The organism is Pseudomonas sp. NPDC087814, assembly GCF_044742865.1.
GTDB lineage: Bacteria > Pseudomonadota > Gammaproteobacteria > Pseudomonadales > Pseudomonadaceae > Aquipseudomonas.
This window is the reverse complement of record NZ_JBIUVK010000020.1, coordinates 25,339-51,704: the sequence shown is the minus strand read 5'-3', so window position 1 is coordinate 51,704 and position 26,366 is coordinate 25,339. Positions and strand designations below refer to the sequence as shown.

At 61.2% G+C, this 26,366-nt stretch carries 23 protein-coding genes; 5 read left to right on the top strand and 18 right to left on the bottom strand.

Going from position 1 to position 26,366, the window contains the following annotated elements; all coding sequences use genetic code 11:
• Positions 1-23 precede the first annotated feature (23 nt).
• From ACIOMR_RS16975 to ACIOMR_RS16960, 4 genes are all read right to left on the bottom strand, one after another.
• Positions 24-392 carry an AprI/Inh family metalloprotease inhibitor gene (locus ACIOMR_RS16975; RefSeq protein ID WP_401195352.1) on the bottom strand — a complete coding sequence of 123 codons (369 nt, stop codon included), beginning with the start codon at positions 390-392 and terminating at the stop codon, positions 24-26.
• Positions 393-466: 74 nt separating this feature from the next.
• Complete coding sequence (locus ACIOMR_RS16970) at positions 467-1,915, bottom strand: serralysin family metalloprotease (RefSeq protein WP_003217113.1); 1,449 nt, start codon at positions 1,913-1,915, stop codon at positions 467-469.
• A gap of 364 nt (positions 1,916-2,279) precedes the next feature.
• Positions 2,280-3,380, bottom strand: coding sequence for a P1 family peptidase (locus ACIOMR_RS16965; RefSeq protein ID WP_177051675.1), 1,101 nt, complete (start codon positions 3,378-3,380; stop codon positions 2,280-2,282).
• A 9-nt stretch (positions 3,381-3,389) separates the two neighbouring features.
• The gene (locus ACIOMR_RS16960; protein ID WP_401195348.1) at positions 3,390-4,754 is read right to left on the bottom strand and encodes an APC family permease; all 1,365 of its coding nucleotides are present in this window, start codon (positions 4,752-4,754) and stop codon (positions 3,390-3,392) included.
• Positions 4,755-4,951: 197 nt separating this feature from the next.
• On the opposite strand from ACIOMR_RS16960, the gene ACIOMR_RS16955 reads away from it, so the two are divergent.
• Positions 4,952-5,746 carry a helix-turn-helix transcriptional regulator gene (locus ACIOMR_RS16955; protein ID WP_008433783.1) on the top strand — a complete coding sequence of 265 codons (795 nt, stop codon included), beginning with the start codon at positions 4,952-4,954 and terminating at the stop codon, positions 5,744-5,746.
• Between the two features lie 104 nt (positions 5,747-5,850).
• Here ACIOMR_RS16955 and ACIOMR_RS16950 read toward each other — a convergent pair whose 3' ends face one another.
• From ACIOMR_RS16950 to ACIOMR_RS16935, 4 genes are read right to left on the bottom strand one after another with little or no spacing between them, the layout of a single operon-like run.
• The gene (locus tag ACIOMR_RS16950; protein ID WP_003217120.1) at positions 5,851-6,930 is read right to left on the bottom strand and encodes a polyamine ABC transporter substrate-binding protein; all 1,080 of its coding nucleotides are present in this window, start codon (positions 6,928-6,930) and stop codon (positions 5,851-5,853) included.
• 60 nt (positions 6,931-6,990) lie between these two features.
• Positions 6,991-7,332: a cupin domain-containing protein gene (locus ACIOMR_RS16945; protein WP_003217122.1), complete on the bottom strand. Its 342-nt coding sequence runs from the start codon at positions 7,330-7,332 to the stop codon at positions 6,991-6,993.
• Positions 7,333-7,359: 27 nt separating this feature from the next.
• Positions 7,360-8,766: an NAD(P)/FAD-dependent oxidoreductase gene (locus ACIOMR_RS16940; RefSeq protein WP_401195344.1), complete on the bottom strand. Its 1,407-nt coding sequence runs from the start codon at positions 8,764-8,766 to the stop codon at positions 7,360-7,362.
• A 49-nt stretch (positions 8,767-8,815) separates the two neighbouring features.
• A complete protein-coding gene (locus ACIOMR_RS16935) occupies positions 8,816-9,631 on the bottom strand; it encodes a helix-turn-helix domain-containing protein (protein ID WP_401195341.1) in 816 nt (271 codons plus the stop codon).
• A 261-nt stretch (positions 9,632-9,892) separates the two neighbouring features.
• On the opposite strand from ACIOMR_RS16935, the gene ACIOMR_RS16930 reads away from it, so the two are divergent.
• On the top strand, positions 9,893-10,165 hold the full coding sequence (locus ACIOMR_RS16930; RefSeq protein ID WP_003217129.1) for a DUF1652 domain-containing protein: 273 nt from the start codon (positions 9,893-9,895) through the stop codon (positions 10,163-10,165).
• Positions 10,166-10,313: 148 nt separating this feature from the next.
• Here ACIOMR_RS16930 and ACIOMR_RS16925 read toward each other — a convergent pair whose 3' ends face one another.
• Positions 10,314-12,782: a UvrD-helicase domain-containing protein gene (locus ACIOMR_RS16925; RefSeq protein WP_177021719.1), complete on the bottom strand. Its 2,469-nt coding sequence runs from the start codon at positions 12,780-12,782 to the stop codon at positions 10,314-10,316.
• Between the two features lie 218 nt (positions 12,783-13,000).
• Between ACIOMR_RS16925 and ACIOMR_RS16920 the strand changes: the two genes are divergently transcribed.
• Positions 13,001-13,696, top strand: a complete 696-nt coding sequence (locus tag ACIOMR_RS16920; protein WP_401195337.1) for a pirin family protein — start codon at positions 13,001-13,003, stop codon at positions 13,694-13,696.
• A 127-nt stretch (positions 13,697-13,823) separates the two neighbouring features.
• Here the strand turns inward: ACIOMR_RS16920 and pgm are convergent, their stop codons facing one another.
• The 4 genes from pgm to ACIOMR_RS16900 all read right to left on the bottom strand — a co-directional run bounded on the left by pgm (position 13,824) and on the right by ACIOMR_RS16900 (position 20,102).
• Positions 13,824-15,470, bottom strand: coding sequence for a phosphoglucomutase (alpha-D-glucose-1,6-bisphosphate-dependent) (pgm, locus tag ACIOMR_RS16915; RefSeq protein WP_177020824.1), 1,647 nt, complete (start codon positions 15,468-15,470; stop codon positions 13,824-13,826).
• Positions 15,471-15,569: 99 nt separating this feature from the next.
• Complete coding sequence (locus ACIOMR_RS16910; protein ID WP_087694419.1) at positions 15,570-16,982, bottom strand: PLP-dependent aminotransferase family protein; 1,413 nt, start codon at positions 16,980-16,982, stop codon at positions 15,570-15,572.
• 24 nt (positions 16,983-17,006) lie between these two features.
• Positions 17,007-18,428, bottom strand: a complete 1,422-nt coding sequence (locus tag ACIOMR_RS16905; protein ID WP_401195333.1) for a hypothetical protein — start codon at positions 18,426-18,428, stop codon at positions 17,007-17,009.
• Between the two features lie 651 nt (positions 18,429-19,079).
• Positions 19,080-20,102, bottom strand: a complete 1,023-nt coding sequence (locus tag ACIOMR_RS16900) for a zinc-dependent alcohol dehydrogenase family protein (protein ID WP_003217140.1) — start codon at positions 20,100-20,102, stop codon at positions 19,080-19,082.
• A 248-nt stretch (positions 20,103-20,350) separates the two neighbouring features.
• Here ACIOMR_RS16900 and ACIOMR_RS16895 point away from each other — a divergent pair, with 248 nt between their 5' ends.
• Positions 20,351-21,265: a LysR family transcriptional regulator gene (locus ACIOMR_RS16895; protein WP_003217142.1), complete on the top strand. Its 915-nt coding sequence runs from the start codon at positions 20,351-20,353 to the stop codon at positions 21,263-21,265.
• Between the two features lie 75 nt (positions 21,266-21,340).
• On the opposite strand, the gene ACIOMR_RS16890 is transcribed toward ACIOMR_RS16895, so the two are convergent.
• The 4 genes from ACIOMR_RS16890 to ACIOMR_RS16875 are packed head-to-tail and all read right to left on the bottom strand — an operon-like array spanning position 21,341 to position 24,522.
• Positions 21,341-21,526, bottom strand: coding sequence for a hypothetical protein (locus tag ACIOMR_RS16890; protein ID WP_003217145.1), 186 nt, complete (start codon positions 21,524-21,526; stop codon positions 21,341-21,343).
• A gap of 20 nt (positions 21,527-21,546) precedes the next feature.
• A complete protein-coding gene (locus tag ACIOMR_RS16885) occupies positions 21,547-23,415 on the bottom strand; it encodes an FUSC family protein (RefSeq protein ID WP_401195329.1) in 1,869 nt (622 codons plus the stop codon).
• Positions 23,415-24,323 carry an efflux RND transporter periplasmic adaptor subunit gene (locus ACIOMR_RS16880; protein WP_401195326.1) on the bottom strand — a complete coding sequence of 303 codons (909 nt, stop codon included), beginning with the start codon at positions 24,321-24,323 and terminating at the stop codon, positions 23,415-23,417. The genes ACIOMR_RS16885 and ACIOMR_RS16880 overlap by 1 nt, the downstream gene beginning before the upstream one ends.
• Before the next feature lie 10 nt (positions 24,324-24,333).
• Entirely contained in the window at positions 24,334-24,522 is a 189-nt protein-coding gene (locus ACIOMR_RS16875) for a DUF1656 domain-containing protein (RefSeq protein ID WP_032899212.1), read from the bottom strand.
• Between the two features lie 127 nt (positions 24,523-24,649).
• Between ACIOMR_RS16875 and ACIOMR_RS16870 the strand changes: the two genes are divergently transcribed.
• Complete coding sequence (locus ACIOMR_RS16870) at positions 24,650-25,444, top strand: helix-turn-helix domain-containing protein (RefSeq protein ID WP_003217152.1); 795 nt, start codon at positions 24,650-24,652, stop codon at positions 25,442-25,444.
• On the opposite strand, the gene ACIOMR_RS16865 is transcribed toward ACIOMR_RS16870, so the two are convergent.
• The gene (locus ACIOMR_RS16865) at positions 25,441-26,364 is read right to left on the bottom strand and encodes a LysR family transcriptional regulator (RefSeq protein WP_177081203.1); all 924 of its coding nucleotides are present in this window, start codon (positions 26,362-26,364) and stop codon (positions 25,441-25,443) included. The genes ACIOMR_RS16870 and ACIOMR_RS16865 overlap by 4 nt on opposite strands.
• Positions 26,365-26,366 lie beyond the last annotated feature (2 nt).

The window sequence follows — 26,366 nt, the reverse complement described above, 5'->3', positions numbered from 1 at the left end:
GGTTATATCGTTATAACGAACTATTACGGTGCACGTTGCAATATCAATACCGCGCCGGTTTTTGCGCGACCTTCATATTCGCCTTCTTTCTGGCGATTCAAATGGGTTATGCCGGTGCCTTCGGCATTCATCAGCCAAATACCATCGGGAGTAGGCGTCCAACTAACGGGGGGTTCCCCCAGCCATTGTCCGGCGCACTCCACATCGCCCCCTAACGCGTTAGCCTGCTCAATCAAGTCCAGTGCGCACACCTGCTCTTGCTGATGCAGCGCCCAATGCCCGGCCAACTGCGCGGAAGTAGGTAAAACCAGACTGCTTGCCATTGCTGTGGCTCCTGCCGACATAAGCAACACCTGGAAACTCCAGGCCACGGTACTGCGAAATAGCGTCATCACCTTCGCCCGTTCATGGGGTGGATGCAAGGGCAGAGGGCGGCGCGTGTGCGCCACCCTCCTTTACGCGTGTATCAGGCCACGATGTCGCTGACGGCTGCCTGGCCAACGGTGGTGACGAGGAAATCCGCCACGCCGTGCCCGGAGAAGTCCACGGCCAATGTGCCCAGGTTGGTACCCGAAGCGTAGGACAGCACCGCGTCGCCGGCATGACCGGTAAACGCGTTGACGAAGGTCAGGCCTGCACCTTTGGTGATGCCGGTGAGGTCGATCTTGTCGGAACCCGAGGTGAAGTCGAAGATCTTGTCGGCCGCACCCGGCTTGGAGTCGGAGCTGGCGCCGAACACGAAGGTGTCGTTGCCTGAGCCGCCCCACAGCTGGTCTGCACCGCCGCCGCCGAAGATGATGTCGTTGCCGGCACCGCCCTTGAGGACGTTGGCGGCTGCGTTACCGATCAGCAGGTCGTTGCCCGAACCGCCGATGGCGTTCTCCACGGTCACACCCTTGGCGATGGAAACGTTGCCCACCAGGCCGCCAACGTCGGAGAACGAGGTTTCATTGAGGTTGATCTTCTGGTTCTGGGTAAAACCGGAGAAGTCCAGGGTGTCGTTGCCGCCACCGTCCCACACCGAGAACACCAGCTTGTCGGCCGATGAAGTGGCGCTGAGGAAATCACGCCCGGTGTTGGAGTTGAAGCCATAGGTGGTGTCACCGGCACGGGTGTTGTAGTTGGCGCCGTAGAGCTTCTGGATCGCGGCGATGTCGTCGATCAGCGGGCCGGACGAGTAGGCTTCTACCCCGCCTTTGCTGAAGTTCTGGTTGGTGTTGCTCTCGCTCCAGTAACTCATGACGCTGTAGCCACGCGTGTCCTGTCCATAGTCCGCGTCTTTGTACGAAGGGTTGCCGGTCCCGGCGTTGTAGTCGCCAGGGTGGTCCAGGCCCAGGGTGTGGCCGATTTCGTGGGTCAGGGTCTGCCGGCCATAGTTGTTCAGGTCCGGGGTCTTGTTCGGCGTGTAGCTGTTGTTCGTCAGGTACCAGGAAGTGCCGTCAAGGCCGCTTTCGTTGTACTTGGCGTTGGTGCCTGGCAGGTAGGCAAAGGCCGCTGCGCCGTCCTGGCCGCCGCTGTAGTTGCCGAAGGTCATGTGGAAGTCACCGCCCGAGGCTTTCTCGGTGAAGGTGACATTGGCCACATCGGCCCAGGATTGCATGGCCAGTACGGCCTGTGCTTTCTGCTGGGTGTTGAACTGGCTGAACCCGGTGATCCCATGCTTGTTCATGGTCGCGTTCGAAGCCGAAGTCAGGAAGGTGTAGGTGAGATCGATCTTGCCGTTGCCATCCACGTCCCGGTACGCGGCGTTCTCACGCAGCAGGTGGTCGGCGGCCTGGTCAACGGTGAACGACGGTTTGCCATTGACCGTGAGGTTGCCACCGCGGTCGTATTGATGGCTAAAGCTATCGATCTGGGTGTAAGCGGTACTTGCTTGAGCCGCCGACACAATAGCTTTGTCTTTTACTTTTGACATAAACGTACTTCCTTGTTTGCAAGTGGAACAGTTTTTGTCCGACCGGACCCACTCTGGCGAGTAAGTCCGATCACTCGCCCCTTTTGAAGGCGAAAGAAAACTGACACAACCTGAAATCATTCGTCCAGCGGTTTTTATCCAAGGATAAAGTTGGGCCGGTGAACAAAACCTGCAAACACTGGTAAATAGCGCGTTATTAAAATCCAGCTATTTAAATATTAAATACTCCTAAAGACATTTAGCCACGAATGGATCCAAAGTATTGACTGAGGTGCACTAAGAAAGTGTCACCGTGTCATTGTTAGTATTGAATAGCCACTATTTAAGTGTTTGTCCCGTATTACCGGGACAAGACTTAGTTTACTTACTGGCCGCGCCAGCCGGTTTGGCGCAATGCCTGCAGGAGTGTGTGGGCATCCAGCGCGGGCACCCGCACACCCTGGTCGGTGGTCATGTCTTCGCCGGCCACTATGGCATTAATGATCGCCTCTTCCACGGCCTCCGCCGCCGCGCTGAACAGCGGTGAAATGTGGTCGTTATTGACCATTTGCAGGGCTGTGCTGAGGGGCGAGCCCTTGCGCCCGTAGTCGGCCACCGGCAAATCCTGATTGCCGGTGGCGAACGCCAGGAACAGGTCCCCGCTGGAGTCCTCGGTACCGCCACCCGTGCGCGCAATCCCGATGGACGCGCGTTGTGCCAGGCGCTGGCATTGATGGGGCAGCAACGGCGCATCGGTGGCGATGATCACCACGATGGAGCCCATGCCGGGTGTGCCGCGATCGGCAAAGGGTGACGGGATGTCCATCAATTGCCGGCCTACCGGGTAACCATCCACGCGCAGTTCCTGGCGCTTGCCATGGTTGGCCTGCACCAGCACACCGACGGTCCAGCCACCCTGCTCCGCCGGCAAGCGCCGTGACGCGGTACCGATGCCCCCCTTGAACTCATGGCAGATCATCCCGGTGCCGCCGCCCACGGCGCCCTCCGCCACCGGCCCGGATTCGGCGTTGGCCAGCGCCTCGCGCACATGCTCCGGGCCGACGTGCTGGCCCCAGATATCGTTGAGCAAGCCGTCGTAGGTTTCCATCACCACCGGCATGCACCAGTACACGGCAGGGTCTTCAAGGCTTTCGCGCTCCAGGGCGATCAGCGTGTCGCGCACAATCCCGATGCTGTGGGTGTTGGTGATCGCCAGCGGCGTGGTCAGCAACCCCGATTCGCTGATCCACTCAAGGCCCGTGGCGTCGCCATTGCCGTTGAGCACGTGGTAGCCGGCAAAACATGGCTGATACCGCGCGGCACCGGCCCGGGGCTGGATCGCCGTCACGCCGGTACGTACCTGTTTGCCGTCGATGCGGCTCTTGATCGTACTGTGGCCGACCCGAACCCCTGGAACGTCGGTGATGGCATTCAACTCACCGGGCGTACCCAGTCCCAAGGTGATGCCCAATTGACGTGCACGCATAACCACTCCTTACAATTTCTGAAACGCCGGACTCAACCGGCCACTGATGCAATACAGGATCACCGACAGTGCCAACAGGCCGATGATAATCATGATGTCGCGAACCGAGGCGGCAATCGCCAGGGTCACCAACAGGTAGCCGGCGCCCAGCACCGCCAGCAAGGCCGGCACCGGCCACAACGGCATGCGATACGGGTGCTCGCGGTCACGCAGCAACACCCGGCTCATCAACGCGCTCAACGCCACGATCAGGTACACCAGCATGATCAGCAGCACGCTGAAAGACGTCAGGTCCGCCAGGTTGGAGCTGAAGCTGAGCAATGCCGAAGGGACCGCCAGGAACAGCGTAGCCAACCACGGGGAATCCCAGCGTGGATGAATCCGGGTGAAGAGTTTGTTGATGGTGGGTGTCCACAGCGCATCGCGGCCGCTGCTGAACACCACCCGGCCAATCTGGATGACGATGGCGACGATGGCGTTGAATACCGACAGGAAGATCCCGGCGCTGACCAGCCGCGACAGGGTTTCGTTGCCGTGGCTGGTCAGCAGGTAGCCGATCGGGTCGGGGCTGCTGATCATCGCGCTGAGGGATGGCGCACCGATCAGCAAGGCGGTGATCGGCACCAGCTCGATGACCACCACCAGGCCCAGGGACCACAACACTGCCTTGTGCACGCCCCTGCCGCCGCACTTCATGTCTTCGGCCAGCAATACGGCGGGACCGTAGCCATTGAACGAGAACAGGCCGATGCCCACCGCGCCGATGACCAGCGCCCAGGGCGCCAGGTGCAGCACGCCGTTCTCGACGATTTGCGGTTGCAACAGCACGCTGACCGGCTGCACCGGGTTGCCAAAGCCGATAAACACGATCACCAGCAACGCCGCCACTTCCAGCAGCAGGCAGGTGCCGGTGATCCAGGCATTCAGCTTGATATTGAGGATGCCCAGGGCGTAGCTGCACACCACAATCACCAGGGCCACGGTTTGCGAATCGAATTGGGTGCCGAGGGCGTTATTCAGGTAAGTCGCCGCCCCGGTGGCCAGTACCGGCGGGATAAACAGCAGCATCACCAGTACCGTGAGGAACGTCGCGTAGCCGGCCATGCCGCCGAACACCCGCTTGGCATACACGTATTCGCCGCCGGCGCTGTTGTGGGCACGCCCGAGTTCGGCGTAGCAAAAGGCGAACATCAGCGCGAGCAAGGCGGCCATCACAAAGGCCAGGAACACCCCGCTGCCGGTCTGCTGGATGGCAAACGGCGCAATCACGAACACTGAACTGGCCGGGGTGACCGCCGAGACGGTGATGGCCACTACATCGAATACGCTCAGGGTGGGTTTCAGCACGCCGTCGGGCGTGGAAGGAGCACTCATATCGTTATCCTCTTGATTGTTCTTGGTTTGAGGCAGAAACGAAAAGGTGAAGCGGCGCAGGGTATGTTCCCCACTGACTGACGGCCAACTTAAACACTCTGTGTAGATCGGCCAATTCCCCTATTGGAGTACTCCCCTTGACGCCGCCGGGCAAAAGTCGAACCCTTGCGGCCTGAATCCTTAGCGTGGAGCTGCACATGAGCCTGTTCAGGGAAGTCGGCATGCACGCGGGCCTGGGGCGTACCGTCGCACAGATCGGCACCGGGCGTTTCTGGAAGCAACTGGTGCTGTTGCTGCACCAATGCCTGCCCTTCGACAATGCCCTGGCGATCTTCTACCCCGCCGATGGCCCGCCCGAAGCGCTGGAAGAATACGACGCACAACCGAGCAGCAAACCGGCGTCGATGCTGGTTTATCTGAATGGCTTGTACCTGTTGGACCCGTTTTTCCAGGCGTGTCGCGAGGGGTATGCCAGTGGCGTGTACCGCCTTGAGGAAGTGGCGCCGGATCATTTTCGCCAGAGTGAATACTTCCTCAATTACTTCCACGACAACGTGCTGGAAGACGAGGTGCAATTCATCCTGCAATTGCCGGGTGCGGGGACGTTATCGCTGTCGTTGGGGATGCAGCGGTTGTTTACCGGCGAGGAAACGGGGTTGATGACCATGCTCGCGGCCTGGGTGTTGCCGTTGATGCAGCAGCATTGGCAGCAGAGCACCCAGCGAGTGGCCGCGCCGGCGGAAATGGCCAGCCAGATACGGGACGCGTTGAGTCATTTCGGCTGTGGCGTGTTGTCGGAGCGGGAACTGGAAATAGCGCGATTGGTGTTGCGTGGGTTTTCGTCAAAAGCCATGGCCGAACGGCTGAATATCTCGCCGGATACGGTCAAGGTTCACCGCCGGCACCTGTATGCCAAGCTGGATATCTCGTCGCAGCCGGAGTTGTTTTCGTTGTTTATCCAGTCGTTGGGGCATGACTTGGAGAATCCTTGATTCCGCGGCGTGGGAACGCCGCCCTGGACGCTCCGCATGCGCTTTTGAAGTCGTGACGCGGAGCGTCACAGGATGCATTCCCACGCGGAGCGTGGGAACGATCATCAACGCCCGGTACGAATGGTGTTCCACACCCGCGTACGAATCCGGTCGATGTTCAGTGGCATTGCTTCCAGTGCGAACAACTTGCCCATCATTTCCGGACTTGGGTACACCTTGGTGTCGCTCTTGATTGCCGGGTCCACCAGGCTGTCCGCCGCGGCATTGCCGTTGGCGTAGTGCACGTAGTTGGTGATGCTGGCCATCACTTCCGGGCGCAGCAGGTAGTTCATGAAGGCATAGCCGGCTTTTTCATCCGGGGCATCGGCGGGCATGGCGACCATGTCGAACCAGATGGCGGCGCCTTCCTTGGGAATGTTGTAGCCGATATTCACGCCATTCTTGGCTTCCTTGGCGCGGCTTTCGGCCTGGAGGATGTCGCCGGAGAAGCCGACGGCCACGCAGATGTCACCATTGGCCAGGTCGGCGGTGTATTTCGAGGAATGGAAATACGCCACGTATGGCCGCACTTTCATCAGCAGGTCCTCGGCCTTTTTGTAGTCTTCCGCCTTCTTGCTGTGGTGCGGCAGGCCCAGATAATTGAGCGCCGCCGGCAGCAGCTCCGGGCCGTTGTCGAGGATGGCGACGCCACACTTCTGCAGTTTTTGCATGTTCTCGGGCTTGAAGATCAGGTCCCAGGAATCCACTGGGGCGTTGTCGCCGAGTACCGCCTTGACCTTGTCGATGTTGTAGCCGATACCGGTGCTGCCCCACAGGTACGGGAAGCCGTGGGCGTTGCCCGGGTCGTTGTTTTCCAGGGCCTTGAGCAGCACCGGGTTGAGGTTTTTCCAGTTGGGCAACTGGCTCTTGTCGAGTTTCTTCAGCGCCCCGCCCTGGATCTGCCGGGCCATGAAGTGGTTGGAGGGGAACACCACGTCATAGCCGGATTTGCCGGTCATCAACTTGCCGTCGAGGGTTTCGTTGCTGTCGTACACGTCGTAGGTGAAACCGATGCCGGTTTCTTTCTGGAAGTTCCTGGTGGTGTCGGGGGCGATATAGTCCGACCAGTTGTAGATCTTCACCGTCTCGGCGGCTTGGCTGAGGGTGGCGACGAATACCAGCGGCAACAGGGCAATGGGTCTCATGGTTCGATTTCCTGGCGGTTTTAGGGCTGTTTTTATGGCAGGCGATCAAAGATCAAAGAATCAGAGGATCAATACATAGGTCTTGCGCACGGTTTCCTGGATATCCCAGATACCGGTGCTGTTGGCCGGCAACATCAGTGCGTCGCCGGCTTCTATGTGGAGCATTTCCCCGTTGTCGGGGGTGAAGGTGCAGCGTCCCTGGATGAAGTGGCAAAACTCCTGGGCTTTGATCTGCCGGCGCCAGCGCCCGGGCGTGCATTCCCAGATGCCGGTTTCGACGCCGTCGCTACGTTCCACGCTCAAGGTCGAGGCCACCGCGACTGGTGTGCCCAGTGGCACGGCGACGGGCGAGGAGTCCGGCAAATGGGCGCTGAGTGTGTCTTTGAACTGGGTAATGCTCATGTTCATACCTGTGGTGATTGAAACGACTTAGTGCATGAAACCTTCCATGAACCCGGCAACCCCGCTGGCCAGTTTGCGGCGCCACGGGGCGGTATTGGGGTTGGCCAACACCTGGTCCTCATGCACAAAACTGCGGATGATCGCGTTGTAGCCCAGCCAGCGGCAGGGTTCCGGTTCCCAGGCCTTGAGCCCGTCCAGCCGGCCCGGCTGAATCACCCATGGCTGGCGAACCAACGGCGTATCGAGCCCCAGGATCAAGTCCGCCAGGGTGCGGCCACCGAGGTTGCTGGCGCCTACGCCCTCGCCGCCGTAACCACCGGCCAGGGCGATGCCTGCCGCGTGATCGCAGAGCATGTGCGGCTTGAAGCGCCGGGACATGCCCAGGTTGCCGCCCCAGGCGTGGGTGATCCGGACTTTCTTGAGCTGCGGGAACAGTTCGCTGAACAGGTAGCGACGCAGTTCGACTTCGCTGTCGGTGAGATCGAAGTTGTGTCGCAACTTGCCGGCAAACTGATAACCCCCGCGAGCGCCGAACACCAGGCGGTTGTCCGCCGAACGCTGGCCGTAAGTCACTTGCCGGCTGCTCTCGCCGAACGCCTGGCCACGATTCAGGCCGATCTCGTCCCAAGTGCTGGCCGGCAACGGCTCGGTGGCAACGATCAGGCTTTGCACCGGCAACTGATAGCGCCCCAGCGGAGCCAGCGTGGTGGCATACCCTTCCACCGCCGGCACCACCCAGGAGGCGCGCACCGAGGCTTTGTCCGTGCGCAGGCTGCCGGACTGCCAATGGGTGACGGGACTGTTTTCGTAGATCTTGACGCCCATCCGCTCCACCAACCGCGCCAGGCCGCGCACCAGCTTGGCCGGGTGAATCGTGGCAACGTGGGGTGCATAGATGCCGCCATAAGGCTTGGCGATACGGATCTGCTCGGCCAGTTGTTGCGGGCCAAGCCAACGGTAATCGTCGTCGGTCAGGCCCTGGCTGTGAAGTTTGGCCAGGTACGCACGCAGGGTGGCTTCCTGTTCGGGGTAGCGCGCGGCGCAATACAGCACACCACCCTTGCGGTAGTCGCAGTCAATGCCTTCGCGCTCGATCACTTGCGCGACTTCGTCGGGGATGGCGTGCAGCAGGTCGAACGAGGCCCGGCGCTGTTCCGGGGTCAGGCCGGCCAACAGGCGGTCCTCTCCCAGCAGGTTGCCCATCAGCCAGCCGCCGTTACGGCCCGAGGCACCGAACCCGGCGGTTTGCGCCTCGATGATTGCGATTTTCAGCTCGGGCGCCTGGCGCTTCAGGTAATACGCGGTCCAGAGCCCGGTGTAGCCGGCGCCGATGATGGCCACGTTGACGTCCAGGTCCTGCTCCAGGGACGCGCGTGCCAGCAGCGGCTCGTCCAGCTGGTCCATCCATAAACTGATATTGCGCCATGCAGGCATGCCAAGCTCCACCACCACACTTCGATGGCAGTGATCCTAGAGCCTGGCCTCAGGGGCTGTCTTGCGCGCGTGCACGCAGGGAAATTTGTTTGACGTAGGCCTTGGGCGACTGGCCGGTGTGCTGGCGGAAGCTGCTGTAGAACGCCGACGTCGAATTGAAGCCGGCGGCAAACGCCAGTTCGTCGATGCGGATCGGCGGCGCGGCCATTTCCAGTGCAGCCAGCAAATGCTGGAGGCGTGCCTGGTTGACGTAGCGATAAAAACTTTGCCCCAGCACCTGGTTCAACAGGTAGGAAATCTGGTTGCGGCTATACCCGCACTCCTTCGCCACCCGTTGCAGGTCCAGTTCCGGGTCAAGATAGGGTTGCTGGCGCTCGAAGTACTGTTGCAGGTCGTTGGCCATGTAGCTCAATTGCTGCGGCGACAGGCCCAGGCGGCTGACGGTCGGGCGTGTGGTCTCGCGGCGGCTGGCAGACTGCTCGTGGACCAGGGAGGCGTACTCGTTGACCCGCCAGATCAAGCCATCGCGCACGGTAATCGCTTCGCTGGTGCGAAACGACACCAGGCCCTGGCCGCCACGCAAGGTGATGCGGTATTGGATGAGCGCGGTGTCGCCGTCGGCGCGGATGCGGTCGGTGTGTTCGATCGCTTCGTCGGCGCCACGGGGCATGCTGGCTTGCAGGTATTCGCGCAGCTCGCCGGCACCCACCACGCGGTTCTGGAAGAAATCGTGGTACTGGATGTCCGGATGGTAGTACGACATCACTCCATCCAGGTCCCGATCCCGCCAGCACAGATGGTGACGCAGTACCAGCTTGGCCGTAGCTTGGGTTTTCTGGGAGTCATCCGGAATGATGTCTTGCATTGAGCGCTCTACGCCGGTGAAAAAAGAGGCAGCTTGCCCAACTGCCCGTACCCGCTCAACGGCCATTTGATATTTCCGACTAATGGCCTTTCGCTTAATACCACGCAGCACGTGACCCATATCAACGTTATTGAAAACAACTGCCGGACGGGACGAAAAAACTCCCATGCCCGATGCGAACGAATGCTATTTTTAATGCTCACGACGGCCAGGACCAGTGACGGTCATGGCGCCCCTGCAGCGAGCTAAAGGAAGCGCTCAATGAACAAGGTGGGCAACATGAACAAAGTGACATTCCCCAATGCCTGCCAGTTGATGCGCTGGCACTTTCATCCCATGGGCTTTGAGGCGAGCATGGATGCTCCCGGCAGTATGATCGCCCGCCTGTTCGACCGCGCCAGCGGGGAAACCCTGATTGCAATTGCCGGTATCCCTTGCGCCACAGTGATGAACGCTGCGGACGTGGAGCGGATCATCGAGGCGGTTGAGGATGAACTGGAGTCGTTTGTGCCGCCGCTGTCGCTGCGGGCTTGATCTGGAGAAGCAGGTATCCTGTGGCGAGGGAGCTTGCTCCCGCTGGGTTGCGTAGCAGCCCCAAAATCCTGGGAGCGCTGCGCACTCCAGCGGGAGCAAGCTCCCTCGCCACAGCAAGCTCCCTCGCCACAGGATTCAACGTCACCCCTTATGATTTGCTGATGCGCTGGTCGTCAAAAAACGGTTTGTCCCCGGCAACCCGGTCCGAAGCCTTTGGCACATTCACCCCTTGGCCATCCTGGCCGTCGACATACCAATAGCAATGGCTCACCGCCCGGGTAATGCCCACGTAGGCCAGGCGCAGCACTTCGTCTTTCTGCGCGCTGTCGTAAGCTTCGGTATCGCCGTCCTTGCCCAGTCCTGCCATGCGGTAGACCTGGTTCTTGTACGGCGAACTGGTCAAGTGCTGGCAGTCGCCCAGCAGGAATACCGCATCCGCCTGCAAGCCCTTGGCGCTGTGATAGGTCAGTTGCTTGAGCCGGCGGCTGCCGTACGGCAAACTAGAATCCACATTAACTACCGACTGAATATGCTCTTGCATCAATGATTTATCGCTGCTTTTTCGATACAGCATTAACACCGAATCACCCTTTTGATAGTGCGCCAGCAGTTGTTGGCCCAGCGCCGCATCGTCACGGTCACGCACCGTGACCGGCACCAACTCCTTCGCGGTTCCACTGGCCTTGGCTTTCTTGCCACTGATGGCCGGGGCCGCCCGCACAATGTGCTCGGCAGCATCGATCACGTGCTGATGGCTGCGGTAGTTCTCGCCCAGCATCACCCGGGTGGTCGTGGGTGACGGGAACTCCTTGTTGAACTCCATGAAATACTTGGGCGAACTGCCACGCCAGCCATAGATCGACTGCCAGTCATCGCCCACGCACAACAGCGAAGAGCGCTGGGCCCCGCGCCCCACGTGCATGGCCGGCCCGCGGCTGCGGATCTCCCGCAAGCTGGCCCGGATCCACGAGACGATCTGCGGCGATACGTCCTGGAATTCGTCGATCATCAGGTGCGACATCGGCCGTAGCAGCGGGTCGCTGAGCAACTTCAGGTTCTCCGGGGTGTTTTCGCCAAACAGCGAGAACATCCGGTTGTAGGTCATGACCGGTGGCGACTGGTCCAGCAAGTGATCTTCGAGGGCCTTCCAGAAAATGCTCAGTGCCTCGAAGTAAAAACGGTCTGGATCATCCTTGGCAAAACTCATCTTGCCCACGGCGGTGGGCACATCCAGCCCGAGGTTCTCGATGAACCCGGCGGCGGCAACAAAGCTGTCCAGCAACGGTGCCGAACCCAGCTCGCCCTTGACCTTATAATCGAAGCCCGGGCCCGCTGTTGCGTCACCTGCCAGGCTGCTTAAAAGCCGCTTGGAAGACTCGTAGCTTTCTAGCCATATCAATGGTTTACGGCAGAAAGCTTGAAACAGGGTTCGCTTTACCGCCCATTCGGCACGTACCGACAGCTTGGACCCGGGTCGACTGACCTGGGCATTTTCCCGCGGGTCGAAGCCCAGTACGACCCAGGCATCCAGTTCGGCAATGTAACCATGGCAGTGAAACTTCGCGCCGTTGATATCGAACGTCTGGCGATTGGGCTCGATGCCCTTGATCGGCCAGGCGCCGGCACGAAACCACAGGTCTTCGATCACATCGCAGAGTTCTTCATCGCGCTTGGCCGCCAGTTCGGTCACCGCCACGCGTTTTTGCACGTCCGGGTGATCGCGCTCCAGCTCCTTGAGTTGCAGGGCATGGCGCGCCAGCGGGGCGATCAGTTCGCGGAAGCGTTCATGGCGGCCATGCAGCCGGTGATAGCAGGCATTCAGTTGCTGGCGCTGGGCGTCGTTGATCCGCAATTCGAAAGGGTTGCTGTCGGCCTCATCAAAGTCCGCTTCGGTCCGCGCATTGAGGTTCTCGAACGCCTGCAGCCGCTCAAGGCCCGGCAGGCTGCGCACCATTGGCAGGATGCGTGAGTGAAAGGTCCGCACCACCGCTTGCGCGTCTTTCATACCAAGGGGTTGGCCCCACAAGGCGAGAATTTCCATGAGCTTATTGATGAAGTCCTTGCGCGACTCACGGGTGAAGGTCACCACCGTCATCGAGCTCAGCTCGAAGCCCAGGTAATGGGTCAGCAGCAGGATACGCAGCACCAGCGAGGTGGATTTACCCGCGCCGGCGCCGGCGATCACCGAGGTGGACGGCGTATCGCTGAAAATCATCTTCCATTGCGCCGCACTCGGCTGGGCATGGGCCGGCAGCAGGCGCGCCACATCAGCCTTGATGCGTTTTTTCAACTCGGCGGTCAGCGGCAGGCGCCAATCATCGAACAGATTGTCGTCAACACCCGGCGCAGTGTGCTCATCCGGCCGGAAGTCACGAATCAGCAGGACCTGGCGGCCTTCTTCGATACCATCCGCCTTGCCTTCCTTATAGCCATACTCCACGCCGGCCGTGTGGCCACTGCGAAAGCCGTCGGCCTGGCCATGCAGCCATGAGAAACGGTGCTGTGCCCGCAGGCGCGTCAGGCCGTGACCGAATAATCGGGCGGCGAGCCGTTTCAACAGGGGCATTTCGGCCAGTGGCCGCAGTTCGGGAGGCAGATCGGGGGTGTGTTGCGGCACGCGGACTCCTGCGATGCTTTAACTCGGACAAGAGCCCTATGGTCGCCGCAAATGCCCCACAGTTCCAGCCAATTGCTTTGCGCTCATGCAGTTAGGCGATGAAGTGAAGACAAGTCCTGAGCATCGGCATCGAAGCATTCGATAGGAATCCAGCATTTTTTACGCTTTTTATCGATCTGGCGCTGCTGGATGATGGCTCCCATCCACAGGAGACGATCATGCTTGAACTTCGACCTTTCAACACCCTGGGCGGCGCCAATCACGGTTGGCTGGACGCTCACCACCACTTCTCGTTTGCCGAATACCATGACCCCAAGCGCATGCACTGGGGCAACCTGCGGGTGTGGAACGATGACCTCATCGCACCGGGCACCGGCTTCCCGCAGCACCCGCACCGGGACATGGAAATCATCACCTATGTGCGTGAAGGCGCCATCAGCCATGCCGACAACCTGGGCAACCAGGGCCGCACCGAGGCCGGCGACGTCCAGGTAATGAGCGCCGGCACCGGGATCGCCCACAGTGAGTACAACCTGGAAGCTACGCCGACCAAGATTTTCCAGATCTGGATCATTCCCAATGAGGCCGGCTTGCCGCCGTCGTGGGGCGCTAAGCCGTTTCCGAAGGGTGACCGCGAAGGGTTTGTGACCCTGGCCAGTGGCAAGGCCGGAGACAGCGAAAGCCTGCGGATTCGGGCCGATGCACGCTTGGTAGCGGCAAACCTGAAAGCCGGTGAAAGTGCCGAGTATCGGCTGGACAACGGACGCCGGGCGTACCTGGTACCAGCCACCGGGGTGATTGAAATCAATGGCTTGCGTGCACAAGCTCGAGACGGTGTGGCGGTTGAGGATGAGCAGGTATTGCGGGTGACAGCGGTTGAGGACAGCGAGATCGTCTTGGTCGACCTCGCCTGACCGAGCTTGAATGTGGTGAGGGAGCTTGCTCCCGCTGGGGTGCGAAGCGCCCCCAAAAATGGGACTGCTGCGCAGTCCGGCGGGAGCAAGCTCCCTCGCCACAGGTTAATCAGTCATAGGTTGGGTATCAGTTAGCCGAGATCGCCCCGTCCACCAACACCTGGGCCTCTTCCACCAGTTGCTTGAGGTGATCTTCGCCGATAAAGCTCTCGGCGTAGATCTTGTAGATGTCCTCGGTGCCCGATGGCCGTGCGGCGAACCAGCCGTTTTCAGTCATGACTTTCAGCCCGCCGATCGCCTGGTCATTGCCCGGCGCGTGGCTGAGGATCTGCTGGATGCTTTCCCCGGCCAACTGCGTGGACGTCACCTGGTCTGGCGACAGCTTGCCCAACAAGGCCTTCTGCGCCGGAGTCGCCTTGGCATCCACCCGAATGGCGAACGGCTCACCCAGTGCATCGGTCAGCCCGCGATAAATCTGGCTTGGGTCCTGGCCTTTGCGCGAGGTCATTTCCGCCGCCAGCAGCGCCGGGATCAAACCGTCCTTGTCAGTGCTCCACACGCTGCCGTCCTTGCGCAGGAACGAGGCGCCGGCACTTTCTTCGCCACCAAAACCCAGCGAACCGTCGAACAGGCCATCGGCAAACCACTTGAAGCCCACCGGCACTTCGTACAGGCGACGGCCAATGCGCCTGGCCACGCGATCAATCAAGCCGCTGCTGACCACGGTCTTGCCCACCGCAGCATCAGCGCGCCATTCGGGGCGGTTCTGGAACAGGTAGTCGATGGACACGGCCAGGTAGTTGTTCGGCGCCAGCAAGCCACCGGACGGCGTCACGATGCCATGGCGGTCGTGGTCCGGGTCGCAGGCGAAGGCCACGTCATAACGGTCCTTGAGGCCGATCAACCCCTGCATGGCGTAGCTGGAGGACGGGTCCATGCGGATCTGGCCATCCCAGTCGACGCTCATGAAGCGGAAGGTCGAATCCACTTCGGTGTTCACCACGTCGAGGTTCAGGCGGTGATGCTCGGCGATGGCCGACCAGTAGCGCACCCCTGCTCCGCCCAGCGGATCGACGCCCAGGCGCAAGCCAGCGTTGCGGATGGCATCGAAGTCGATGACGTTGACCAGGTCGGCCACGTAGGTGTTGAGGTAGTCGTGGCGATGAGTGGTGTCGGCCTTCAGCGCCTGGGCATGGGTGATGCGCTTGACCCCGGCCAGCTTATTGGCCAGCAGTTCGTTAGCCTTGGCTTCGATCCACTTGGTGATGTGGGTGTCGGCCGGGCCGCCGTTGGGCGGGTTGTACTTGTAGCCGCCGCTTTGTGGCGGGTTGTGGGACGGCGTGATCACGATGCCGTCGGCCAAACCACTGGTGCGGCCGCGGTTGTAGCAAATGATGGCGTGGGAAATCGCCGGTGTCGGGGTGTACTCATCGCCTTCGGCGAGCATCACGTGCACGCCATTGGCGGCCAGCACTTCCAGCGCACTGGCGCCGGCCGGGGTGGACAACGCGTGGGTGTCGAGGCCGACAAACAGCGGGCCGTTGATGCCCTGGGCTTCACGGTACAGGCAAATGGCCTGGCTGATGGCAAGCACGTGCCATTCATTGAAGCTGAGGTCGAACGAGCTGCCGCGGTGTCCGGAGGTACCAAAGGCGACGCGCTGGGTGGAGATCGCTGCATCAGGCTGGCCGGTGTAATAGGCCGTTACCAGTCGCGGGATGTCTACCAGCAATTGAGCTGGTGCCGGCTTGCCCGCAAAAGGACTGAGAGTCATGCATAAACCTCGGAAAGAGAAGGATTCGGAAAAAAGTGCAGTTTACTGGGACTTGGACTGCTCCGCGACGTTATAAATCCTACAGCAATCAGCGAAATTTCATTCAGTGCCGGTCTGTGCCTGCCTGAGCGCCAGAGCCAGCTCATCCAGGGCATTCTCCAGGTTATGGGCGCCGTCAACGGCATGGCTCAGCCGCAGATGCTGGCAGTGCAGGCCACTGAGGCTGAACAACTCCCCCGGCGCAATCACCACCTGCCGGGTGAGCAGGCGCTGGAACACCTGGCGCATATCCACCGGGGCCTCTGAGCGCAACCAGAAGGTCGCGCCAGCGGCGGGCATTCGGTAGCTCACCTGGTTGCCCAGATGCGTGTCCAGCCGCAGGCCCATGAGCCGGGCCTGCTCTTTGAGTTGCGGTCGCAACTCCCGCAGATGCTGGTCGATGCGCCCGCTTTGATAGAGCCGCGCAATCGCGCGCTGGCGGATAGAGGACAACCGGAATGCGCGCAACAGGAACTGGCGCTGCAGCTCGCCGCTGAGGTGGCGCGACAGCAAATAGCCAAACGGCGCTTCCGGCCCGAGCATCTTCTCGAACGTGGAAAACACCATCAGCCGCTCGGGATTGGCCAGGTCCCGTAACGCGGTGATTGGCTGCCCGAAGCCGAGGTCACCATGGCTGTCATTTTCTAACAACCAACAGCCATGCTGGTCCAGCAATCGCACTAGCTGCAGGCGGTCATGGGTGGACAGGACTACGCCGGACGGCAGGCTGACACCGGATGACAGCAACGCCAGCTGCACCGGCTCGGTGCTGAGCAATTGCTCGAACAACGCCAGGTCCAGGCCGTCGTCCGCCGTGAATGGCAATTCGAGAACCCTCACGCCTGCCCCCTGCAACAACCGCAGGATCAGCCAGTCACACGGGGATTCGACGATGATCGCAGCGCCCTTGAGACCCAGCACCTCGATCAGGATTTCCAGTACCCCGCGCAAGTCGGCGCCGATGTATACCTCGTCCGCCTGCCAGCAACGGGTCGGCGACGAGGTATAGCGCGCCGCGAGCGTCGCCCGCAGTTCCCACACGCCACAGGGCTGCGACCATGGCTGCAGATGATGCGGGTAATGCCGCAACAGTTCGCGCTCGAGCAGCAACAGCGCTGCGTCCAGTGACGCCGCAAGTGCCGGCTCATCGGCGCTGAGCACGCGCATTCCCGGACGTCGCGCACTGGCATAGAGGCGCTCCAGCAGGTCGCCACCGCTGCTACCTGGCGGTTTATTCAACACCGGCCAGGCGTAGTAGCCCGACTTGGGCACCGAGTACACCCGGCCCTCCTTCTCGAGCAACGAATAAGCGTATTGAATGGTCGAGATCGACACATTCAGGCGCTCCGCCAGCTGCCGCAATGATGGCAGTTTTACCCGGGCATCCGTGCCCACCTCGCCGATGAGGTTGATCATGTAGCGATACACCGCCTGGTAGGCGAAGTCGGTTTGCCGGTCGTCCCTGAGGTTCATCGCTGGTCACCCGCCGCCACCCGCTTAACGCCCCGCCAGTTGGTAGGCTGCCAGGGCGGGAGCATCTTGCTGTGGCGTCTCGGCCATGCCCGGCACGCCGGTGGCTGGCCGCTTGCGATAGAGATGTTGCAGCAGGTCGATCGGCAACCCGCTGGTGTCGATGGCCCATTGCACCAGCATCTCGGCCACCGGCTTGCCTTGCAGCGCCTTGTGCAGCTCGGGGAGCGCCACCAGCATGCCGGGGTGGCATTGGCGCAAAAAGCTTTCGAGACGCTCGCCGTGACGGATAAACGGCGAAAACATCAGGCAGTTCAGTTGGCTTTCATCCAATCGGAACAGCGCCTGGGCGTAGTCGGCCGCCAGCGCTCGGCCATCCTGGGTCGCTGCCTGGGCAATCAGGTGTTCGGGAATCTGCTTGCGCCGCATGAACAGCGCGGCCTGCTGCATGAAGCCATGTGCGCCCTCCTCGTAATCCAGTTCCCGCAGGCACTCGGCCTGCAGGCCCCGCAGATGGGCCATCAGCAACGGGTTCGCATAGCTCGCGTGGCTGAAATGAAAGCCAAACTCGTCCGGTTCATAGCCCATGAACTGACGCAACAGCGGCCCGGAGGAGTATTCGGCCGCGTCCTTAAGGTCGGCAGCGCCGATATAGGCCAAGTGGCGATGGTTGTCCGTGTCGGACTTATCGGCGACGGCGTAACGCTCGCCGTAAAGGTCGCAGTAATAGGCGTTGCTCCACTCGTCCATGCGCGCGAACAGCCCGCTGAGCACCAGGGGCTGGCGCGGCGGGACCTCTGCACCGCTCGCCAGCGCAGCCTTCTTCAGCCACGCCAGGTACTCCCGCTGCTTGCGCGCGGAGTCACCGCTGACCAGCGCGTGCACGCCGCCATTGCAGGTGGTGACGCGCTGGTAAAAGTCACCGAGGGCCAGGTAGGCGTCGTTGCACAGGGTTTGGCGAAGATCTCCCGAAGTCAGGTGCCCCACAATCAGCATATTGCGCCGGCTGGTGTCGCGCGCCGCACTGGAGGCCGGCCGCAGGTGGTTGAACGGCAAGACTTCCTGATTCTCGACCATCAGCAATTCGACACGCGCATCGTCATGCAGGAACAGCGCGCTGTAGCCGCGATGCAGCGTGTCCAGGGCATTTTGCGACATGCCGGCATGGCGCAAGGTCGCGACCCGCAGTTGAAACGTCCGCGGCGCCCGGCCTGCAAGCGTCAGCTGGGCTGCCCGCAACAACGCCAGGACATAGCTGCTGCCGGCGCCTGCGCCGTGAGCTACCAGCACCTTGTATTCACCGATCCGCTCCATGCCGCCTGCCGCTACCACGATTCGTTGAATCAATAACTGGAGCGAGGTACGTTCTGTTCGAGAGAAATGCCCTATCAAGCGTTGCAATACTTGTTGATAGACATAGTTCATGGCTTGTTCGTGAATAGCGCTCATAGTTCTACTACCTGAGTTGAAATATCAGTTTCGGGCAATCGTTGACGGCATTTGCCTGACCTGTTGTTTCTGTAGGGGCGTTACAACATGTGACATTCAATGGAGATTAGCACCGGGCCCTACCTGCCAAGCCTGCCTTTGGGGGCTTCCAGTCCCGAAAAGGCGCCAAGCCAAGGGGCACGCAGCCCAAACCGAAAGTCTTAGGAACGCTCTGACAACTTCCTACGCTGCTTTAACTTACAAACTAGAGAAGCATCCGACATAACCCACTTCAATATTGATGTTCCGGCAAAACAGCCATGGGAAACATTATTGGGCTTGACGGATGTACGGGGTGATTTCATATATTCAATCATTGCTCAATCCTTGAGATAAAAGTGACGGGGCAATTATCGGCACTTGAATAATGATTAACAGATACAGAACGCCGGCTAAAACCGGTTCAGATGGGGGCTTGCATGGGGTATCGAGTGTGCAGACACGACAACGCCGCGCTGGGATTCAGGGCGGCGTCAGGGGCATACATCTGGTTTATCGGGCTGAAGTGCTGAAATCCCGATTCAAGCGGTGGGCAGGTTAAGTCCTGTCAAATGGCGCATTTGCCCCATGCGCCCGGGGGCAGGAATACTCGCTTGAGAATATTCCCACAGATCAAACAGTTTCTACCTGCAAGGCAACCCGTTCACGGCACGGACATTCGTCCATATAGCGGTGCGCTTCAACGAACTGGCTGAACGGAAATACCGTGGTTTTCAGCGGTACCAGCACCTTGTCGGCGGTCAGTTGGTTGATGTCACGCAAGGCTCGCTGCAAGGCCACCTGGTCCTGGATGATGCCCAGTTCCGGTTTGCCGGTGAAGTTGCCGATGCAGTGCACAAAGAACTGAATGTTCTTCTGGAACGCCGCACAGGCCGGGAATGGCGTCTGGTTACCACCTTGCAGGCCGTACAGCACCAGGCTGCCACGCGGCGCCAGCACATCACCCAGCAACGACATCTGCGGGCCACCCAAGCCATCGAACACCACGTCTACGCCGCGGTTGTCGGTGAACTTGTTGACTTGCATCAGCAGGTCCTGTTCTTCGGTAACGATCACCTTTTCCGCCCCGAGGGACAGCAGGTATTCGCGCTCATCACTGGTCTTGGTGGCGGCAATCACCCGCACCCCCAAGGCTTTGCCCAGCTGCACAAACGATGGGCCGGCACAGTGGCTGGCGTCCGTTACCAGGGCGAATTGCCCGGGTTTGACCCGCGCCAGGTCCATGTACGCAAAGTAGGCAATCAGCAACGGCGTGTAGTGCACGCTGGCTTCGATCGGGCTCAGGACATCCGGGTAGCGGGTCAGCGCCGAGCGCGGCAGGACGATCTGTTCGCCGTACACCGGGTAGTCATTCGGGCTCTCGGCCGGGAAGCTGGCGACCTTGTCACCCACCGCCAGGTCGTCGACACCCTCGCCAACGGCCACCACCACGCCGGCCATTTCATGGCCAAGGCCGGAAGGCAAGCGGGCATGGGACGACGCCAGGTTCTGGCGCCACAGAATGTCGTACCAGCTGATGCCAATCGCCTCGACGCGCACCTGCACTTCGCCCGGTGCGGGCTTAGCGGCTGCATGCTCTTCGCATTTGAGCACCTCGGCCGGACCAAACTTGTGAAAACGGATCGTGCGGGACATCGCAAACCTCGTCAAAGTAACCTCTATTGCCATGAACTCTATCTGGGCTTTCGGGGCAAGACCACCGGTCGCCGTTAATAGTCGACATGCCTGTCATTGATTCCGCACATACGGAAAAGGTGCCAAGCCATGTAGGAAAACTGAATTAGCCGGTGCAGAGTACCAGCCTTTCCCCGTAAGATTCATGCCGGTCATTGTTCTTATATGACCGCTCCCGTCAAGTTTACTGACGCCGCCTGGGACACAAGATGAACCGTAACGACCTGCGTCGTGTCGACCTCAACCTGTTGATCGTATTCGAAACCTTGATGCATGAGCGCAGTGTGACCCGCGCTGCCGAGAAACTGTTCCTTGGCCAGCCGGCCATCAGCGCAGCCCTGTCACGCCTGCGCGGCCTGTTCGACGACCCGTTGTTCGTGCGTACCGGACGCAGCATGGAGCCCTCGGCCCGTGCGGTAGAAATCTTCGCCCTGCTCTCCCCGGCCCTGGACTCGATTTCCACGGCCGTCAGCCGCGCCTCCGAATTCGACCCGGCCACCAGCACCGCGGTATTCCGCATCGGCCTGTCGGACGACGTCGAATTCGCCCTGCTGCCGCTGCTGCTCAAGCGCCTGCGGGCCGAAGCCCCCGGCATCGTGCTGGTAGTGCGCCGCGTCAACTACATCCTGATGCCCGGCCTGCTGGCCTCCGGCGAAATCTCCATCGGCGTGAGCTACACCACCGATTTGCCGGCCAACGCCAAGCGCAAGGTATTGCGCCGCAGCAAGCCGATGCTGCTGCGGGCCGACAGCATGCCGGGTTCCATGAGCCTGGATGACTTCTGCGCCCGGCCCCATGCCCTGGTGTCATTTGCCGGGGATTTGAGCGGGTTTCTGGATGAAGAACTGGAAAAACTGGGCCGCAAGCGCCATGTCGTGCTGGCTGTGCCGCAGTTCAATGGGCTGGGGACGTTGCTGGCGGGCACCGATATTGTCGCGACCGTGCCGGACTATGCCGCTGAAGCGTTGACTTCAGCGGGTGGCTTGCGGGCTGAGGAGCCGCCACTGCCGGTGCGCACCTTTGAATTGCACATGGCGTGGCGTGGGTCCCAGGACAATGATCCGGGGGAACGGTGGTTAAGGTCGCGGATTCAGATGTTCTTCGGCGACCCGGACAGCCTATAAAGCAACAGCACCGCCGGGCATCACACCGAACTCGTCACTTCGCTCTGAACAGATTGCAATTCCCCGGGAACCGGCTCATCGCTGGCGATCGGCCTTGGGCCTTGAATCACGGCCAGGCGCCCGGTGCTCGGCGAGCTTTTTTTGCTCTTGTTTGAATTGCTGTTGCCAGCGGGCCAGCGCCTCAGCCCCGTCCGATGCCTGCACCGCCATTGGCACAGACACAATCATCCCGAAAAGCGTCCAGATAAGGAGTTGCTTCATTTCATCTCACCTTCGTTGTTTTAGCTGAAACTGGTTCGGATATCGGCACGCTGGTATTGGTCGAGCAACCCCGCCAAATCCCGGTAACAAGCAGCCAGGTCGAGGGCACCAAGGCGGAACAGTGATCTCGACGTACGCCGGGCCTGGGCCGCGCTGATCGCTGAATCGAAGGCATATCTGGCAATACGCCGATCGCCCGCTTGCACACACCTGGCGATTGACGAATCAGGCTCCAGGTCGCGTGTCTTGCGGTGCAGCAACCTTAACTGTCGACCCAGTTGAAGCGAGACGGCACCGGCCTCATCGGCGCCCGACAGCGCTTGCAGGGCAACCATCCGGTGCTGTTGCGTGGCCTGCCACTTCAGAAGATCCATGCGGTGCCCGTGACGCAGTAACCGGCGTGTGTCCTTGTGCAGCGCGGTCCTCAGGACGTCGGCGTGGCTGGCGGGTTTCCCCGGCAGCAACTGGAAGGCCAGCAGGCAGATAGCAAGCGTCACCATCCAGGCCAGGGCTTGATTCACGAAGTCAGCGAAGTCGTATTGGGCGGTCCCGGCAGTACCGACCAGGGTGTTGAACGTAATCAGGTAGGCGACGCCTTGCAGGGCATGGCGCGGCCGGGTCGTGGCATGAATCCCGACCGCCCAGAACGCAACCAGCACCACCGTGAGCAACCCGAACCCGCTGATGTGCGGCAACAGCAGGAACTTGCACCCCGCCGCTGCCAGGATTGCGTAGAAGGTTCCCCTGGCAAGGCTCGCAATGCCTTGCTCGGGCGCCGCGCTGGTGGCCAGCAAGGTGCAGAACGGACCCAGTACGGCCAGCAAGGTTGGCCCCTGGTCCCAGCCGGTGAGGTACCAGACAGCACCGGTCGCCAGCGTGGCCAGCAACGCTCGCACACCGTTACGCAGTGCAGCGCCGTAGTGTCGGTGAAACCCCACGGCGCGGGCCGGCGGCAGGGGCGCGCGCTCAAGGCAGGCAAAACTCGACAAGGCGCTGGCCAGTTCGGCCAATGGTTCATTCAGACGCCGCTGGCTCGCGCCTGGTTCAAGGCTGGCTTGCAGCTCCCGGACACGATCGGCCGCCACGCAAAACCCGGGCATGGATTCAGCCAGCTGGCGCAACTGTGCGCCGATTCCAGCGTGCGAAGGTATCGCGCATTCGTCGAGCACCACGGCATGCAGATACGCAAGTCCTGCCTGCAGGGTCGCCAGCCTGGCGCGGATCAGCACCGACTCGCCCCGACCAATCCCGAGAAGGTCGTCCACTTTGCTGATATCGATGGCCAGCGGGTCCTGCGCACGCGCCGGCCCGCCGTCAAACCGCACGGCCAATAACCGCAGGGTGCGCGACGAGACGTCGCGAAGTGCCATGGTCAGTGTGCGCTCGACGGTCTTGCGGCTGAATAATGTGGCCACCAGGCTCAGGCTCAACACCCCCAGAACAACGGCTGTGCCCCGCCCGACGATATGTTCGAAACCTTGCTGTGGCGCGACGATGGCGGGCCCCAGGGCCAGGCAAACGGTGTAGCCGGCGACCACCGCCGCCGTGGCCTGGTAGTGCCGAAACACGGTCATGGCGCCGACACAAAGGCCCAGCCATACCCCGATCCCGAGGATAAACAGCAGCATTTGCTGGGCGAACAGGCTGGTCAGGACCAATGCCACAGCCAACCCCACCAGGGTGCCCAGTGCCCGGTGGAAGCCCTTGCCAACCACTGCCCCCTGCAGCGGATGGATCAGCAACAACACGGTTGAGGCGGCCGAGAACGGCGAATCCAGGTGTAATTGGAACCCCAGCCACAGGGCCAATGAGGCCGCCAAAAGACTACGCAGCACATAGCCCGAGGTAGCAGCTTCCCATGCCCCCAGCATGCGCAGTGCACGGAGCATCACATGAACGCCTGAAGCCATTGCACCAGCCTCCAGCGCGGCGCCGTGCCCTCCTCGGCAACCTCGATGCTGGCGGTCATCCCCGCCGCCAACTCCACACCGGGCGGCACCTTGTTCAGTTCAATCCGCACGGGCACGCGCTGGGCCAGGCGTATCCAGCTGAACGTAGGCGCCACCTGGGGCAAACCACTGTTACTGCGCAGCTCGTTACCGTCGGCAATGCCCCGACCAATGCTCGCCACATGCCCTTCGAGCAGCGGTGAAAAACCCATCAGCTTGATGGACGTCGCAGCCCCCACCCGAACACCGGCTAGCTTGGTCTCCTCGAAGTAACCGGTGACCCAGAAGCTATGGCTATCGACCACAAAGATATTGGTCTCGCCCGCTGCCGCGTAGTCACCCGGCTGCAGCCGCAACTGGGTCACATAGCCGTCGACCGGCGAACGAATCGTCGTGCGGTCCAGATCCAGCCGCGCATGGGCCAGTTGGCTGCGGGCCGCATCCAGGCGCGCCCTGGCCACCGCCAGGTCCCGGGCTGCGTTGTCGGTTTCCTCCCGCGCAATCGCATCGCCGAGCTGGTTGCGGCGTTTGAGCTGTGCACTGCGCTGCTCGAAAACACTGCGCGCCTCGGCAAGCTCGGCCGTGCGCTGTTGCTGGGCAAGCAAGTAGCTGCTGCGATCGATCTGGTACAGCAACGCGCCCTTGGCGACCCACTGGTTGTCACCCACCAGCAGGTGTTCGACCTGGCCGGACACCTCGGGGGCAATACGGATGACTTGCGCGCTGACACGCCCGTCCCGCGTCCAGGGGGCCAACTCATAGGCACGCCACAGTTGCGTGCAGAACAGCAATGCGGCCAGCCCGAGCACCAGGGTGACGAGGGTCTTGAGGATGTGTTTGATGATCATCGCGCTGCCCTCAAAAGCTCAGAACCAAGGTCGAGAGCACGATCAGCGACACAAAGAAACGCGCCAGGCTGGGGTGCCAGGCCCAATCCAGCCAGCGCCGCAGGGCCCGCTCCAGTAGCCCGTACACCAGGGCTGCAACGCCGACGTAGAGCAAGAACGGAGGAATGTAGAGGTGGGCAATCGTGATTTCGCTGAGCATCGGTTGAATCTCGCAGTCGGCAATCACCTTGATCGCCTTGATGAAGATGGTAGGGACTGCAAGGTCGTGCCGATATTGAGTATGCTGCCAGAATATAATCAATTTCAGACAATCGAGGCGGTGCAACATGGGCGAGATGAAGCTCCAGGGCGTTGATCAATTCGAACTGGACAGTTTTGATCAGCCCGCCGTCGCGTTGATGCTCGGCAGCCAGCGCAACGACACCGAATTCCCCGTGCACAGCCACCGCAAAGGCCAACTGGTGGTGGCGTATCACGGCGGTATCGTGTGTACCGTAGAGGATGGCGTGTGGATGGTGCCGTCGGGCTTCGGCGTGTGGATTCCGGGCGGTATCGCCCACAGCAACCGGGTGACCGCCAACGGCAGGATCGGCTATCTGTTTGTCGAGCCCGGCGCCGCCGCGCTACCGGAGAAATGCTGCACGCTGGTGCTTTCGCCGCTGGTCCTGGCGTTGATCCTGCACCTGAGCGCCCAGCCCCAGGATTATCCGCCTGCCTCTGCCAATTCGCGCGTGGCGAGCGTGCTCCTTGAACAACTGGAACTGGCTCCTTCGGAGCAGTTGTACCTGCCGCTCCCCGCTGCTACGCAGTTGCGCTTCATCGCCCGCGGCCTGGCCCAGGACCCGTCAAACCGTTGCACCATGGCCCAGTGGGCACGCCAGGTCGCCATGAGCGAGCGGTCCCTGGCGCGGCTGGTCAAGAGTGAGACCGGCCTGACATTTGGCCAATGGCGCAAGCAATGGCAAATCATCGTGGCCTTGCAGAGCCTGGCCGAGGGCGAATCGGTGCAACGGACCGCCGAGGCGCTGGGGTATGAGTCGGTCAGTTCGTTCATCAGCATGTTTCGCAAGACGCTGGGCTCGTCGCCGGCGCGTTATATCCGTCGTACTGCAACGCGCTAGCCTCGGGGAGCCTCAATCACGTTCACCTGCTCCGCCAGCAACACCGGCAATTGCACCTGCAAAAACGCGACCCACGTGCGCACCTTGGCATCCAAAAAACGCCTCGACGGATACACCGCGAAAATGCTGCGCTCCCTTAGCCGATAGTCGGGCAACAGCCGTACCAGCGAACCTTCCCGCAGTGCCGCGCTTGCACTGAAAAACGGCAACAGACTGATGCCCATGCCTTCCTGCGTCGCCTTGACCATCGCATCCGCGACATTGGTCCTGAAGGTGTCACCCGGCGAAATCGCAATCTCGCCCTCTTGCCCCTTGAACAACCACGCATCCTCCTGGAAATCCTGCAGATGCAACCGTCGATGCTGCATCAACTGCTGCGGATGCTCGGGCACGCCGTACCGGGCCAGATACCCCGGTGCCGCACAGGGCACACTGAACAACTGCCCGATCGTCTGGCTGACCAGCGCCGAATCCGGCAACGAATGGGCGATGGAGATCACCACGTCGTGACCCTCTTCAAGCGGGTCCGGGTTGTGCTGGGACAGGGTCAACTCGATGGACACGTCCGGGTATTGCTCGCTGTAGCGGGCAATCAGCGGCGTGATCAGCACCCCCAACCCGCTCATGCAATGCACCCGCAATCGCCCGCGCGGGTTGAGGTGCGCGCCGCTGGCTTCTGCCGTGGCTTCCCTGACGTCTTCAAGAATGTCGCGACAGCGCAACAGAAAGCGCTCGCCCGAATCGGTAAGGCCCAGGCGCCGGGTGGTGCGTTGCAACAGGCGGGTCTGCAGGTGTTTTTCCAGCTCGCAGATCAACCGTGATACGTGTGCCCCGGACAGGTCCAGCGCCTCGGCCGCTGCGGCAAAGCTGCCAGTGTCGACAACCCGGGCAAACACCTGCATGCCATTGAGCAAATCCATCA